Raw genomic sequence first — 14,082 nt, 5'->3', positions numbered from 1 at the left:
GAGAAGCGTTTAGCCGGTCTGCGTTTTGGAACCGATTACAGGGACGTGTAAACTTCAGCCATCAGGATTAACGCTAAGTTCTGCAGATTAAATAATGGATTTGTGATGCTTCGCACAGTGCCGATTAGAGGGCTTTCTGGCAAAAAGATCGGCGATTAAGGCATTAACAGCGTTAATCTAAGAATATTGGCTTTTTTTGTGACAACGTTAATGTCACGCTTCTCTCTGCGTTAAACCGGCCCCTGATAGCTATTTGCTAAGAAAATTCCTGGCAACAGATCTATTCAGGTGAATAGCTTTTCCCGCTAATCGTTTGCAGAATCTAAGAAAAGAAAGACAAGATAAACTTCAATCTTAACTTTTTCTGAACAGCGCTATTTTCTGAATTTCACGGTTTTTTACCTGGCAGGCGCTGGACAGATGGCGCGGCCTCTCTATACTGAGTCGCTCATTCTTCTTTCCATTATTATGGTTATTATGACAGCGCAAGATTATCTGTTAAAATTTCGTAAAATTAATACCTCAGAAAGTCTGGAAAAGCTCTTTGATCACCTCAATTATTCGCTGACTGACGACCAGGAATTAATGAATATGTATCGCGCTGCCGATCACCGTCGTGCAGAACTGGTTTCCGGTGGAAGGTTATTTAATTTAGGTGAAGTGCCTAAATCGGTTTGGCGTTACGTCGTTTAATCCTGCCTGTTTCCTTTCGCTTCTTTCCCCTATAATGCCCGACCCAACAGGCGTGCCTGGACAACGCCTGTCTCACGCCGCACTTTGTCCCGTAAGGAATGCATTATGTCGTTAACCTCTTCCACGCCGCGCCTCGGCGGCTGGCTGTTGCTGCCGCTCGCCTGGCTGATTCTGACGCTGTTAAGCAGCGCGTTAGTGGTGGTGATGTACATCGGCGCACTGTTTAATCCCGCCTGGCGCGAACTGCTGTTCAGCCACGATCACGCTTTTCTGGTGCAGTGGGGATTATCGCTGGCGACCTCGCTGGCGGTCTGGTGTTACAGCGCCTGGGTAACGTGGATTTTTTGTTTGCGTTCGCGTCGCCTGCCGCGCCATTACATTATCTGGCTACTGTTAACGGTGGTGCTGGCGTTAAAAACCTTCGCCTTTTCTCCGGTAACTGATGGCGCAGCAGTGCGCACATTACTGATCGCGTTACTGGCGGCGGCGGTGCTGGTCCCCTATTTCAGGCGCTCCCGACGGGTGAAAGAGACCTTTGTCGCACCCTAAGCGTTGTCAAAACCACCATAAATTTAATCCTGAGTGCTGTTGCTGGTTTTTTAACCGCCAGGTGCCGTTGTGATAGCGCCGGGAATATTTGATAATAAGCGGCTTTTATTACTCCGGGCGAAACGATGAGCGACTACCTGCTTCTTTTTATTGGCACCGTGCTGGTGAATAACTTCGTTCTGGTGAAGTTTCTCGGCCTGTGCCCTTTTATGGGCGTGTCTAAAAAACTGGAAACGGCCATAGGCATGGGCCTGGCAACCACGTTTGTGATTACGCTGGCCTCGATCTGCGCATGGCTGGTAAACCATTTAATCCTGCTGCCGCTGGATCTGGTCTACCTGCGTACGCTGGCCTATATCCTGGTGATTGCGGTTACCGTGCAGTTCACTGAGATGGTGGTACGGAAAACCAGCCCGGCGCTTTATCGCCTGCTGGGTATTTTTCTGCCGTTGATCACCACCAACTGTGCGGTGCTTGCCGTGCCGTTGCTGAGCGTCAACCTTAATCACACCTTTTTGCAGGCGGCGCTCTATGGTTTCAGCGCCTCACTGGGCTTTTCGCTGGTGATGGTGCTGTTTGCCGGTATGCGCGAACGCCTGGTGCTGGCCAATGTGCCAACACCTTTTAAAGGTTCTTCTATCGCCCTGATTACCGCTGGCCTGATGGCGCTGGCGTTTATGGGCTTCTCCGGTCTGGTGAAATTCTGATGACCGCTATCTGGATAGCAATTATTGCAATTAGCGCCCTGAGCCTGATTTTTGGCGGCTTGCTGGGCTACGCGTCACGCCGCTTCAAAGTAGAGGCGGACCCGATCGTGGAACAGATCGACGCCACGCTGCCGCAGAGCCAGTGCGGGCAGTGCGGCTATGCCGGCTGCCGCCCTTATGCCGAAGCGGTTGGTAACAATGGCGAGGCGATCAATAAATGCGCGCCCGGTGGCGAGCAAACCATGCTGAAGCTGGCGGAGCTGCTGAACGTTGAGCCGCAGCCGCTGGATGGCGATGCCAGCGTTAAAGAGCCGGTGCGCACCGTTGCCTGGATCGATGAAGCCAACTGTATCGGCTGCACCAAGTGCATTCAGGCTTGTCCGGTTGATGCCATTGTAGGTGCCACACGCGCCATGCATACCGTGCTGAGTGATGTCTGCACCGGCTGCGATCTTTGCGTCGCCCCCTGTCCGACCGACTGCATTGAAATGCGCCCGGTAGCCACCACGACAGCCAACTGGAAATGGGATCTGCACACTATCCCGGTTCGGGTTATTCCTGTGGAACATCATGCTTAACCTTCTGAATTTATTTCGTAAAGATAAAATCTGGGACTTCGAAGGCGGTATCCATCCGCCGGAAATGAAATCCCAGTCGAACGGCACGCCGCTGCGTCAGCTTCCGCTGGCGGATCGCTTTATCATCCCGCTTAAGCAACATATCGGTCACGAAGGTGAACTCTGCGTTAAGCCAGGTGACAAGGTGTTGCGCGGGCAACCGCTGACCTTTGGCAATGGCCGTATGCTGCCGGTACATGCGCCCACCTCCGGCACGGTAGAGGCAATTGGTCCGCATATGACCGCCCACCCGTCCGGGCTGGCTGAAATTTCGGTGTTTATCGTGCCGGACGGCGAAGATCGCTGGATCGAGCGCCAGACGCTGAACGATTACCGCCAGCTGCCGCGTGAAGAGGTGGTGAAGCGCATCCATCAGGCGGGCGTCGCCGGTCTCGGCGGCGCGGGCTTCCCCACCGCCAGCAAACTGAAAGGCGGGCTGAACAGCACGCGCACGCTGATTATTAATGCCGCCGAATGCGAACCCTATATCACCGCCGACGATCGGTTAATGCAGGATTGCGCCGCCGAGGTGCTGGAAGGTAGCCGGATTCTTGCCTGGGTACTACAGGCGGAGCGCGTGCTGATCGGCATTGAGGATAATAAGCCGGACGCCATTGCGGCGCTAAAACGAGCGCTGGGCAACAGCAGCGATCTCCAGCTGCGGGTGATCCCGACCAAATATCCTTCGGGCGGCGCGAAGCAGTTAACCAAAATTCTCACCGGTAAAGAGGTGCCGCACGGCGGACGCTCTTCTGATATTGGTGTGCTGATGCAGAACGTTGGCACCGCTTATGCGGTTAAGCGCGCTATTATCGACGGCGAACCCTTAACCGAACGCGTGGTAACCCTGACCGGCGAGGCGATCGCCCAGCCTGGGAATGTCTGGGGCCGTTTAGGGACGCCGGTCAGCCATCTGCTGCATCAGGCGGGATTTCAGCCGCAGCCGCAGCAAATGGTGATCATGGGCGGCCCGCTGATGGGCTTTACCCTGCCCGCGCTGGATGTGCCGACGGTTAAAATCACTAACTGTTTGCTGGCGCCTTCCGCCAGCGAGATGGGCGAACCGCAGCAGGAGCTCTCCTGTATTCGCTGTAGCGCCTGCGCCGATGCCTGTCCGGCCAACCTGCTGCCGCAGCAGCTTTACTGGTACAGCCAGGGCGCCGATCACGACAAAGCGCGTGCTTATCACATCGAAGATTGCATTGAGTGCGGCGCCTGCGCCTGGGTGTGCCCCAGCAATATCCCGCTGGTGCAATATTATCGTCAGGAAAAGGCCGAGCTGCGCGCCATCGACCTGGAAGCGAAACGTACCGCCGAGGCGAAAGCACGTTTCGAGGCGCGTCAGGCGCGTCTTGAGCGCGAAAAACAGGCGCGTGAAGCGCGTCATGCTCAGGCGAAACGTCGGGTCAGCGTCAGCGAGCAGGATGAAATCGCCGCTGCGCTGGAGCGCGTGAAAGCGAAAGCGGCAGTCGAGCCGGTTGAGGTGAAGGCAGGCCAGGAGCCAGACAACGCGGCGGTCATCGCCCAGCGTGAAGCGCGTAAAGCGCTGGCGCGCGCCCGTCAGGCCGAAAAACAGGCGGAAACCGAGCCGCTGTCGCGCCAGGCTGGCGATCCGCGTAAGGCAGCAGTAGAAGCCGCTATCGCTCGCGCCAAAGCGAAGAAAGCGCAGGCCGCAGGCGTCGAGCGGGTTGAAGCGCAAAATGATGCCGATAGCGAGAGTCACAGCGTCCCGGCGACCGACGCGACCGCGCCGCTCGCTGACGCCGCGCCGGTTGATCCGCGTAAGGCAGCAGTAGAGGCCGCCATCGCCCGCGCCAAAGCGAAGAAAGCGCAGCAGGCGCAGACCGCCAGCGCTGAGCCGCAAAACGCTGTGGCGCAGGAACCTGCCGCGCCGGTCGATCCGCGTAAAGCGGCGGTGGAAGCCGCTATTGCCCGCGCCAAAGCGAAAAAAGCGCAGCAGGCGCAGGCCGCCAGCGCTGAGCCGCAAAACGCTGTGGCGCAGGAACCCGCCGCGCCGGTCGATCCGCGTAAAGCGGCGGTGGAAGCCGCGATTGCTCGCGCCAAAACGAAGAAAGCACAGCAGGCGCAGGTCGCTAATGCTGAGCCACAAAACGCTGTGGCGCAGGAACCCGCCGCACCGGTTGATCCGCGTAAAGCAGCGGTGGAAGCCGCCATCGCCCGCGCCAAAGCGAAGAAAGCACAGCAGGCGCAGGTCGCCAGCGCTGAGCCGCAAAACGTTGTGGCGCAGGAACCCGCGGAAAGCGATACGGAAACAGACGCCGATGCGCGTCGAAAAGCCGCTGTCGCCGCCGCCGTTGCCCGCGCTAAAGCGCGCAAAGCACAGCAGAGCATTGAGGATTAAATGTTTCGTATTGCAAGCTCCCCTTATACCCACAACCACCGCGCCACCAGCCGCATTATGCTGCTGGTGCTGCTGGCCGCCGTACCGGGCATCGCTGTCCAGTGGTACTACTTTGGCTACGGCAACCTGATTCAGATAGCGCTGGCGGCGCTGACCGCATGGGGCACCGAAGCGGCCATTTTGCACCTGCGCAAGCAGCCGGTATTGTTCAATCTTAAAGATCATTCCGCCCTGCTCACCGCCGTGCTGCTGGGCATTAGCCTGCCGCCGCTGGCGCCCTGGTGGCTGATTGTCATCGGCACCGCCTTCGCCATTATCATCGCCAAGCATCTGTATGGCGGGCTGGGACAAAACCCGTTTAACCCGGCGATGATCGGCTATGTGGTGTTGTTGATCTCCTTTCCGGTGCAGATGACCAGCTGGATGCCGCCGCAGGCGCTGCAATCCGTTACGCCCAGCCTGATCGATTCGTTAAGCATGATCTTCACCCATCACACGCTGGCTGGCGATACCATGCAGCAGCTGCAGCTGGGCGTGGACGGCATCAGCCAGGCAACGCCGCTGGATACCTTTAAAACCGGCCTGCGCGCGGGTCACAGCGCCGAACAGCTGCTGGCCCAGCCGATTTACAGCGGCGTGCTTGCCGGTCTCGGCTGGCAGTGGGTTAACTTGGCGTTTCTGCTGGGCGGGCTGTTTCTGTTGGCGAAAGGCACGATTCGCTGGCACATCCCGCTGAGTTTTCTGCTTTCGCTGCTGGTTTGCGCCACGCTGGGCTGGCTCTTTTCCCCAACGACGCTGGCCTCGCCGATGATCCATCTCTTTTCTGGCGCAACCATGCTCGGCGCGTTTTTTATCGCTACCGACCCGATTTCCGCATCCACGACCAATAAAGGCCGCCTGATCTATGGCGTGCTGATTGGGCTGCTGGTTTGGCTGATCCGCAGTTTCGGCGGTTATCCGGATGGCGTTGCTTTTGCGGTGCTGCTGGCGAATATCTGCGTGCCGCTGATCGATTACTACACCCAGCCGCGCGTATACGGCCATCGTAAGGAGTAAAGGATGCTGGATACCATACGTAAAAATGGCGTAAGGCTGGCGCTGTTTGCTGCCGTGACCACCGGTCTGACGGCGGTGGTTAATACCGTGACCAAACCGACCATTGCCCATCAAACCACGGTGCAACAAAAGCTGTTGCTGGATCAGGTGGTGCCGCCAGAAAATTACAACAACGCGATGCAAAAAGAATGTTACGTTGTCACCGATAGCGCCCTCGGCAATGATAAACCGCATCGCTTATATATCGCGCGTCAGGACGATCGTCCAGTGGCGGCGGCGCTGGAAACCACCGCGCCAGACGGCTATTCTGGCGCAATTCAGATGCTGGTCGGCGCCGATTTTCATGGCAAAGTGCTGGGCGTGCGCGTGATTGAGCATCATGAAACGCCGGGCCTTGGCGATAAAATCGAACTGCGCATCTCTGACTGGATCACCCACTTTAGCGGCGTCCAGCTGCACGGCGCGCAGGATACGCATTTCGCCGTAAAAAAAGATGGCGGTGATTTCGATCAGTTTACCGGTGCGACCATTACCCCACGCGCAGTGGTTAACGCGGCCAAACGCGCTACGCTGCTTATAGAAACTCTGCCAGAAAACCTTTCTGCGCTACCCGCCTGTGGAGACGCTAATGAGTGAAGCTAAAAATCTGTTAATCGGCGGCCTGTGGAAAAACAACTCCTCACTGGTGCAGCTGTTGGGGCTTTGTCCGCTGCTGGCCGTGACCTCAACCGCCACCAACGCGCTGGGGCTGGGTCTGGCGACCACGCTGGTGCTGACCATCACCAACAGCGCGATCTCCGCCTCGCGCCGCTGGGTGCCGTCAGAGATCCGTATTCCTATTTACGTAATGATTATCGCCTCGGTGGTTAGCTGCGTGCAGATGCTGATTAACGCTTACGCCTATGGCCTTTATCAGTCGCTGGGGATCTTTATTCCGCTGATTGTCACTAACTGTATTGTGGTGGGACGCGCAGAGGCGGTCGCCTCGAAAAGTTCAGTGCCGCTGTCGGCGCTGGACGGTTTCGCTATCGGTATGGGCGCGACCTGCGCCATGTTCGTGCTGGGCTGCCTGCGTGAAATTATTGGCAACGGCACCATTTTTGACGGTGCCGATCGGCTGTTAGGCGGTTGGGCAAAAGTGCTGCGTATCGAAGTGGTGCATTTCGATTCACCAATGCTGTTGGCGATGTTGCCGCCGGGCGCGTTTATCGGCCTCGGCATGATGCTGGCGGCGAAATATATCATCGATCAGAAATTAAAAGCGCGCGCCGCTGCCAGAGAAAAACTGATGCAGGAACCGGTCGGGAAAGCAGTGTGAATAAAGAAAAACGTTATCAGATTCTGTCACGGCTGCGGGATAACAACCCGCATCCCACCACTGAACTGCATTTTAACTCGCCCTTTGAATTATTGATTGCCGTGCTGCTCTCGGCGCAGGCAACCGATGTCAGCGTGAACAAGGCCACGGCGAAGCTTTATCCGGTTGCTAATACGCCCGCCGCCATGCTGGAGCTCGGTGTGGAAGGCGTCAAACAGTACATTAAAACCATCGGTCTGTTTAACAGCAAAGCGGAAAATGTGATTAAGACCTGCCGCCTGCTGCTGGAGAAGCATCAGGGTGAAGTGCCGGAAGATCGCGCCGCGCTGGAAGCGTTGCCTGGCGTCGGCCGCAAAACCGCCAACGTGGTGCTGAATACCGCTTTCGGCTGGCCGACCATCGCCGTTGATACCCATATATTTCGCGTTTGTAACCGTACCCAGTTTGCGCCGGGTAAAAACGTCGAGCAGGTCGAAGAGAAACTGTTAAAAGTGGTGCCCGCTGAATTTAAAGTGGATTGCCACCACTGGCTGATTTTACATGGCCGCTATACCTGTATTGCCCGTAAACCACGCTGCGGCTCCTGTCTGATTGAAGATCTGTGCGAATATAAAGAGAAAGTCGATGTATGACGGGCGGGGTTTTGTGCCAAAGAAAAAGCCGGTCTGCTGACCGGCTTTTTTATTACGCGCTTTTCTGCGCATCCGCCTCGGCAATCGCCTGTTCGCGTTGCAGGCGATAATAGTCCGCCTGCGACGGCGTTAGCGGCTGTCTACCACGAATCAGATCGGCTATCTTCTCGGCAATCATCACCGTTGGCGCATTGAGGTTGCCGGTGGTGATTTGCGGCATGATCGACGCATCGACCACGCGTAGCCGTTGCAGCCCGTGTACCCGCCCGGCATTGTCCACCACGTCCATGTCACCATAGCCCATCGCGCAGCTGCCGCAGGGATGATAGGCGGTTTCCGCATGTTCCCGGATAAAGGCGTCGATCTGCTCGTCGCTCTGCACCGCCAGCCCCGGCTGGATTTCCGCGCCGCAATAGGGCGCCAGCGCAGGCTGACGCATAATTTCACGCGTCAGACGCACCGCCGCACGAAACTCCACCCAATCACGCTGCTGCGACATATAGTTGAAGAAAATCGATGGCGCGTCGTAAGGATCTTTTGACTTCAGTTTGATACGTCCACGGCTCATGGAGCGCATCGGTCCGACATGTGCCTGAAAACCGTGTTCTTTTACCGGGCTGCTGCCGTTGTAGTTAATCGCCACCGGCAAAAAGTGGTATTGCAGATCCGGCCATTCCGGGTGCTTGTCGCTGCGGATAAAACCGCCCGCTTCAAACTGGTTGCTGGCGCCGATGCCGCTGCCCTTCAGCAACCACTCCGCGCCGATTGCTGGCTGGTTCCACCACTTCAGCGCCGGATAAAGGGAGACCGGCTCTTTACAGCGGAACTGCATATAAATTTCCAGATGATCCTGCAAATTCTGCCCTACGCCTGGCAGGGCATGCACCACATCAATATCCAGTTCGCGCAGCCACGCTTCCGGGCCAACGCCGGAGCGCTGCAAAATCTGCGGCGAGGCGATAGCGCCAGCGCACAGCAGCACTTCGCGTCGCGCGCTGGCCTGCTGACGTGCGCCTTTACGCAGCCAGGTGACGCCGGTCGCGGTTTTATCCGTAAACAGAATACGATCGGTTTGCGCATGGGTAATGATGGTCAGGTTTGGACGCTGTTTCGCCACGTCCAGGTAGCCGCGCGCGGTGCTGGAGCGACGGCCCTGCGGCGTAACGGTGCGATCCATCGGGCCGAAACCATCCTGACGGTAGCCGTTCAGATCGTCCGTTTCATGGTGCCCCGCCTGCTTCGCCGCCTCGATAAAGGCGCGGTAAAGCGGATTGTTAGCAGTTTTCGGCGTGGTTACGCTCAAATAACCTTCGCCGCCGTGGTAGTCGTTTTCGCCGATATCACGCTTCTCCGCCCGGCGAAAATAGGGCAAACAGTGCAGATAGGACCAGTTTTCCAGCCCGGTTTTTTTTGCCCAACCGTCATAATCGAGCGCATTGCCGCGAATGTAACACATGCCGTTGATCAGAGAGGAACCGCCCAGCCCTTTGCCACGTCCACACTCCATCCGCCGCTGATTCATATGGGGTTCAGCATCGGTTTCATAAGCCCAGTTGTAGCGTTTACCCTGTAACGGATAAGCCAAAGCGGCTGGCATTTGGGTACGAAAGTCCCAGCGGTGATCGCGTCCGCCTGCTTCCAGTAACAGTACCGATACGTCAGCATCCTCGGTAAGACGCGTCGCCAGCACATTGCCCGCGGAACCTGCGCCAATAATGATGTAATCAAATTCCTGCATTAAACCTCCTGCATTCGGCGGCCTGCGCCGCCGATCTATTAATTAAAACGCTGACGGGTACTCTCCCATCTCGATCAGCACCGATTTGGTCCGCGTGTAGTGCTGCAACGTATCCAGCCCGTTTTCACGTCCTACGCCCGACTGCTTGTAGCCACCGACCGGCATCGGCGCCGGCGATTCGCCCCAGCCGTTGACCCAGCAGATGCCCGCCTCCAGTTGATGGATAACCCGGTGCGCCCGGTTTAGCGACTGGGTAAAAACGCCGCCCGCCAGACCGTAGCCGGTGGCGTTGGCACGCCGGATCGCTTCTTCTTCATCGTCAAACACCAGAATGCTCATCACCGGTCCGAAAATTTCTTCCTGTACGATGCGCATCTCATCGTGGCAGTCGCTGAATACCGTTGGCGCGACGTAATAACCCGCCGCCAGTTCGCCCTCGGTAAGGCGCTCACCGCCCGCCAGCAGGCGCGCGCCCTCTTCTTTACCCAGTTGCAGGTAAGAGACCACTTTTTCGCAGTGCTGAGCGCTGACCAGCGGACCAAAGTTCACCGCCGGATCGCGTGGGTCGCCGGTTTTGATGCGCGCCATTTTCTCCAGCAGACGCTGTTCAAACGCCGCCAGCAGCGAGCGCTGAACGAAAACGCGCGTGCCGTTAGTGCAAACCTGTCCGCTGCTATAGAAATTAGCCATCATTGCGCCATCTACAGCGCGATCGAGATCGGCATCGGCAAACACAATCAGCGGCGATTTGCCGCCCAGTTCCATGGTGACCTCTTTCAGGTTGGCCAGCGCCGCATCCGCCATCACCCGCTTGCCGGTGTTCACTTCGCCGGTAAAAGAGATTTTTGCGATGTCAGGATGCTGGCTCAGCGCCTGGCCGGTTTCGGCAGCGCCCTGTACCACATTGAATACGCCGTCCGGCAGCCCCGCTTCGCTATAAATTTCTGCCAGCGCCAGCGCGCTCAGCGGCGTGATTTCGCTCGGCTTGAATACCATGGCATTACCGGCAGCCAGCGCGGGCGCGCTCTTCCACAGCGCGATTTGGATGGGATAGTTCCATGCGCCAATCCCGGCGCAAACGCCCAGCGGCTCGCGGCGGGTATAGACCAGCGCGCTGTCGCGTAGCGGAATCTGCTCGCCCTGCAAGGCGGGCGCCAGGCCTGCGTAATACTCCAGCACGTCCGCGCCGGTCACGATATCCACCGCCGCCGTTTCGCTAATTGGCTTGCCGGTATCGGCGGTTTCCAGCTCCGCCAGCGCCTGGTTACGCTCGCGCAGCAGCGCAACCGCCTTCAGTAATACGCGGCTGCGCTCGACCGGCGTATATGCGCGCCAGATGCGCTGTCCCGCCTGCGCGCTGGCAACGGCGCGATCCACATCCTCACGGCTGGCGGCGCTGATTTCCGCCAGCACCTTGCCGTTAGCCGGATTCACGCTGGTAAAAATTGCTCCCCGGCCCGGTTCTTCACGGCCGTTAATATAGTTTCCGCGGCGTTCCGCCATGATTCCTCCTGTTAAGGCCTGTTCTGCTCTGGCGAGGTCAGCCAGAGCGCGAGATTCTGATAACAGAGCGACCGGGCCCGCCCGAGTCCCTCTTCCATGGGCTGCGGCGACAGCGTCATACGCAGCCACAGTCCGTCAATTAATGCCGCCATGCTGCTGCCCGCGGCTCGCGCTTGCTCGTGCGGCATTGCGCGGGCAAACTGCGCGGTAAGGTTCGACCATAGCCGCCGGTCGTTGATGCTTTGTAGACGTTGCAGCCTTGGCTGGTGCAAACTGTTGGTCCAGAAAACCAGCCAGGTTTTCAGCACCGGCGCATCAACCTGTGAAACGTCAAAATTGCCGTCGATAATGGCGCGGATCTGCGCCTCTGGCGTGTCCGGCGCCTGACGTCTTTGCCGTTCTACCGCCAGGTATAGGTCGGCCAGAATCTGCCGCATGCAGGCGTCCAGCAGGCCATTTTTGTCGCCAAAATAGTGGCTGACGATGCCGGTCGAGACACCCGCCTCTTTGGCAATTACCGCGATACTGGCCTCCGCCAGCCCAACCCGATCAATTACCGTCAGAGTCGCTTTAATCAACTGCGCCTGGCGTATGGCTTTCATTCCGACTTTTGGCATCGTCTTGTCACTTTTCACTGATGAAGTCTTTACAGGCTAGCTTTTTTATATTGAACGTTCAATCAATAAAACATAGTATTTATAACAAATGGATAACAAAACCCTGTACTCAACAGGGGCTTTCATACAGGGATAATGCAACCAATTTGATGAGGAGTTTGCATGCCGGGGTCACAAGACCGACAAACAATTCAAACAGTTACGCTTAACCGGGCCGTGTTTTATGGCGCCGCCCTGATCATTGTGCTCTTCTCTGGCTGCGTGCTGGCTTTTCCTGAACAGGCAAGTTTGATATTGGGTAAAGCGCAGACCTGGGCCTCCGCAACCTTCGGCTGGTATTACATGCTGGTGGTCGCCTTCTATCTCGGTTTTGTGCTGTTCGTCGCCCTTTCCCGCTATGGCGATATCAAGCTGGGTCCCGATCACGCCACGCCCGATTTCAGCTATGGCAGCTGGGCAGCGATGCTATTTTCCGCCGGCATCGGTTCCGAGTTGCTGTTCTTTGGTGCTTCCGAGCCGCTGGATCATCTGTTACAGCCGCCAGAAGGCGTGGCTGGCTCCGCGCAGGCCGCGCGTGACGGCATGGTGCTGACCATGATGCATTGGGGCTTGCACGGCTGGGGGATTTATACGTTGGTAGCGATGTCGCTGGCCTATTTCGCCTATCGCCATAATCTGCCGCTGGCGCTGCGCTCGGCCTTTTATCCGCTGATCGGCGATCGTATTAACGGCCCGATTGGTCATGCGGTAGATATCTTCGGCATTGTTGGCACCCTATTCGGCCTCGCGACCAGCCTGGGCATCGGCGTCATGCAGATTAATTCCGGTATCAGCTTTTTAACCGGTATCGCGCAGAGCCATACCATGCAGGTGATCCTGATTGTGGTAGTGATGGGCGCCGCCACGCTCTCCGCCGTCAGCGGCGTGGACAAAGGCATACGCCGTATGTCAGAGCTGAATATGCTGCTGGCGTTACTGATGTTCTTTTTTGTGCTGTTCGCCGGGCCTACTGGTCATCTGCTCAACGCGCTGGTGCAAAACTTTGGCGATTACTTCACTCAACTGCCGCGAAAAACCTTTGATCTTTACGCTTACGGCAATAGCGGCAAAGAGCGCTGGCTGGGCAGCTGGACGGTGTTTTACTGGGCCTGGTGGATCGCATGGTCGCCGTTTGTGGGTATGTTTATCGCCCGTATTTCCCGTGGCCGTACGTTACGTGAATTTGTCATTGGCGTGCTGCTGATCCCGATGGGCTTTACGCTGGCCTGGCTGTCAGTGTTCGGCAATAGCGCCCTGAGTTTTTTCCAGCACGGCATGAAACAGCTGGGCGATATTGCCCTTAGCGAACCGGCGATGGCGGTTTACCATATGCTTTCCAGCTATCCGCTGGCGACGCCGCTTATTATGCTGGCGGTAATAATCTGCTTTATCTTTTTTGTTACCTCGGCCGATTCCGGCGCGCTGGTGGTGGCGAATCTCTCCTGTACCGGCGACAGCAGCAGCGATGCGCCAAACTGGCTACGTATCTTCTGGGCCGCGGCGGTATGTATGCTGACGCTTTCCCTGCTGTTTGCCGGTGATTACACCTCGTTGCAAACGGCCGTGGTCCTGAGCGCCTTGCCCTTTTCCCTGATCCTGGCGCTGTTTGTGGTGGCGATGTACCGCGCACTGCATCATGAAAAACAGCGCGATCGCAGCCGTTCCCTTACCATTGCCGCGCCGCTGCTTAACGGACGCTATCGCCCAGGCCACACCAGTAGCTGGCGCCGCCGTCTGAACCGCGCGATCTCTTACCCAGGACGCGATATGGTTTATCGCTTTATGGATGAGACCGCGCGCCCGGCGCTGAGCAAAGTGGTTGAGGTGCTGGAAGAGAAAGGCTTGCAGGTAGAAAGCGATCTTTCACCGCACGACTTTTCCATGAGTATTCGCGTCGAACATGGCGAAGAAGCACCTTTTGTTTATGGTGTTCAGATGCAGGGTTATCGCACGCCTTCCTTTATGCGTCACGGCGATCGCTTACCTGCCGCCAGCCGCTATTATCGTGCTGAAGTCCATTTGTGGGAGGGCAGCCAGGAATACGATCTGGTGGGTTATACCGAGGAACAGATCATTAACGATATTCTTGATCACTATGAGCGTCATCTGCAGTTCCTGCATTTAATTCGCTGATATCGCTTTTCAGCCGGGCATAATAAACTATTGCCCGGCTTTTATAGTTTAATAATCCAGCATGCTTATTTTTTGCTTTGAATTAATCCATCAAAATGTGATCGCGCTCACATCTCAA

At 57.0% G+C, this 14,082-nt stretch carries 13 protein-coding genes; 10 read left to right on the top strand and 3 right to left on the bottom strand.

The genetic code is table 11. From position 1 onward, the window contains the following. Nucleotides 1-477 precede the first annotated feature (477 nt). The 9 genes from ydgT (at nucleotide 478) to nth (ending at nucleotide 7,934) form a co-directional block, all read left to right on the top strand. Entirely contained in the window at nucleotides 478-693 is a 216-nt protein-coding gene (gene ydgT, locus J2X14_RS03720) for a transcription modulator YdgT (protein WP_352410135.1), read from the top strand. Between the two features lie 105 nt (nucleotides 694-798). Next, complete coding sequence (locus J2X14_RS03715) at nucleotides 799-1,242, top strand: DUF2569 domain-containing protein (protein ID WP_352409845.1); 444 nt, start codon at nucleotides 799-801, stop codon at nucleotides 1,240-1,242. Nucleotides 1,243-1,367: 125 nt separating this feature from the next. Beyond that, entirely contained in the window at nucleotides 1,368-1,949 is a 582-nt protein-coding gene (gene rsxA / locus J2X14_RS03710; RefSeq protein ID WP_352409844.1) for an electron transport complex subunit RsxA, read from the top strand. Further along, a complete protein-coding gene (gene rsxB, locus J2X14_RS03705) occupies nucleotides 1,949-2,527 on the top strand; it encodes an electron transport complex subunit RsxB (protein ID WP_352409843.1) in 579 nt (192 codons plus the stop codon). Before rsxA ends, rsxB begins: the two co-directional genes overlap by 1 nt. Further along, nucleotides 2,520-4,928: an electron transport complex subunit RsxC gene (rsxC, locus tag J2X14_RS03700; protein WP_352409842.1), complete on the top strand. Its 2,409-nt coding sequence runs from the start codon at nucleotides 2,520-2,522 to the stop codon at nucleotides 4,926-4,928. Before rsxB ends, rsxC begins: the two co-directional genes overlap by 8 nt. Continuing rightward, nucleotides 4,929-5,984: an electron transport complex subunit RsxD gene (rsxD, locus tag J2X14_RS03695; protein ID WP_352409841.1), complete on the top strand. Its 1,056-nt coding sequence runs from the start codon at nucleotides 4,929-4,931 to the stop codon at nucleotides 5,982-5,984. Between the two features lie 3 nt (nucleotides 5,985-5,987). Beyond that, complete coding sequence (gene rsxG / locus J2X14_RS03690) at nucleotides 5,988-6,620, top strand: electron transport complex subunit RsxG (RefSeq protein ID WP_352409840.1); 633 nt, start codon at nucleotides 5,988-5,990, stop codon at nucleotides 6,618-6,620. After that, a complete protein-coding gene (locus tag J2X14_RS03685) occupies nucleotides 6,613-7,302 on the top strand; it encodes an electron transport complex subunit E (RefSeq protein WP_352409839.1) in 690 nt (229 codons plus the stop codon). The genes rsxG and J2X14_RS03685 overlap by 8 nt, the downstream gene beginning before the upstream one ends. Continuing rightward, entirely contained in the window at nucleotides 7,299-7,934 is a 636-nt protein-coding gene (gene nth, locus J2X14_RS03680; protein ID WP_352409838.1) for an endonuclease III, read from the top strand. Before J2X14_RS03685 ends, nth begins: the two co-directional genes overlap by 4 nt. A gap of 52 nt (nucleotides 7,935-7,986) precedes the next feature. Here the strand turns inward: nth and betA are convergent, their stop codons facing one another. The 3 genes from betA to betI are packed head-to-tail and all read right to left on the bottom strand — an operon-like array spanning nucleotide 7,987 to nucleotide 11,792. Further along, entirely contained in the window at nucleotides 7,987-9,672 is a 1,686-nt protein-coding gene (betA, locus tag J2X14_RS03675) for a choline dehydrogenase (RefSeq protein WP_352409837.1), read from the bottom strand. Nucleotides 9,673-9,714: 42 nt separating this feature from the next. After that, a complete protein-coding gene (gene betB / locus J2X14_RS03670) occupies nucleotides 9,715-11,175 on the bottom strand; it encodes a betaine-aldehyde dehydrogenase (RefSeq protein ID WP_352409836.1) in 1,461 nt (486 codons plus the stop codon). Nucleotides 11,176-11,186: 11 nt separating this feature from the next. Beyond that, nucleotides 11,187-11,792, bottom strand: coding sequence for a transcriptional regulator BetI (betI, locus tag J2X14_RS03665; RefSeq protein ID WP_352409835.1), 606 nt, complete (start codon nucleotides 11,790-11,792; stop codon nucleotides 11,187-11,189). A gap of 162 nt (nucleotides 11,793-11,954) precedes the next feature. On the opposite strand from betI, the gene betT reads away from it, so the two are divergent. Continuing rightward, entirely contained in the window at nucleotides 11,955-13,964 is a 2,010-nt protein-coding gene (betT, locus tag J2X14_RS03660) for a choline BCCT transporter BetT (protein WP_352409834.1), read from the top strand. Nucleotides 13,965-14,082: the final 118 nt, after the last annotated feature.

Origin of the sequence: Mixta sp. BE291 (assembly GCF_031457955.1) — a bacterium.
GTDB lineage: Bacteria > Pseudomonadota > Gammaproteobacteria > Enterobacterales > Enterobacteriaceae > Mixta.
Note: the sequence above shows the minus strand (reverse complement) of the source record. Positions and strands in the feature narration are given on the sequence as shown.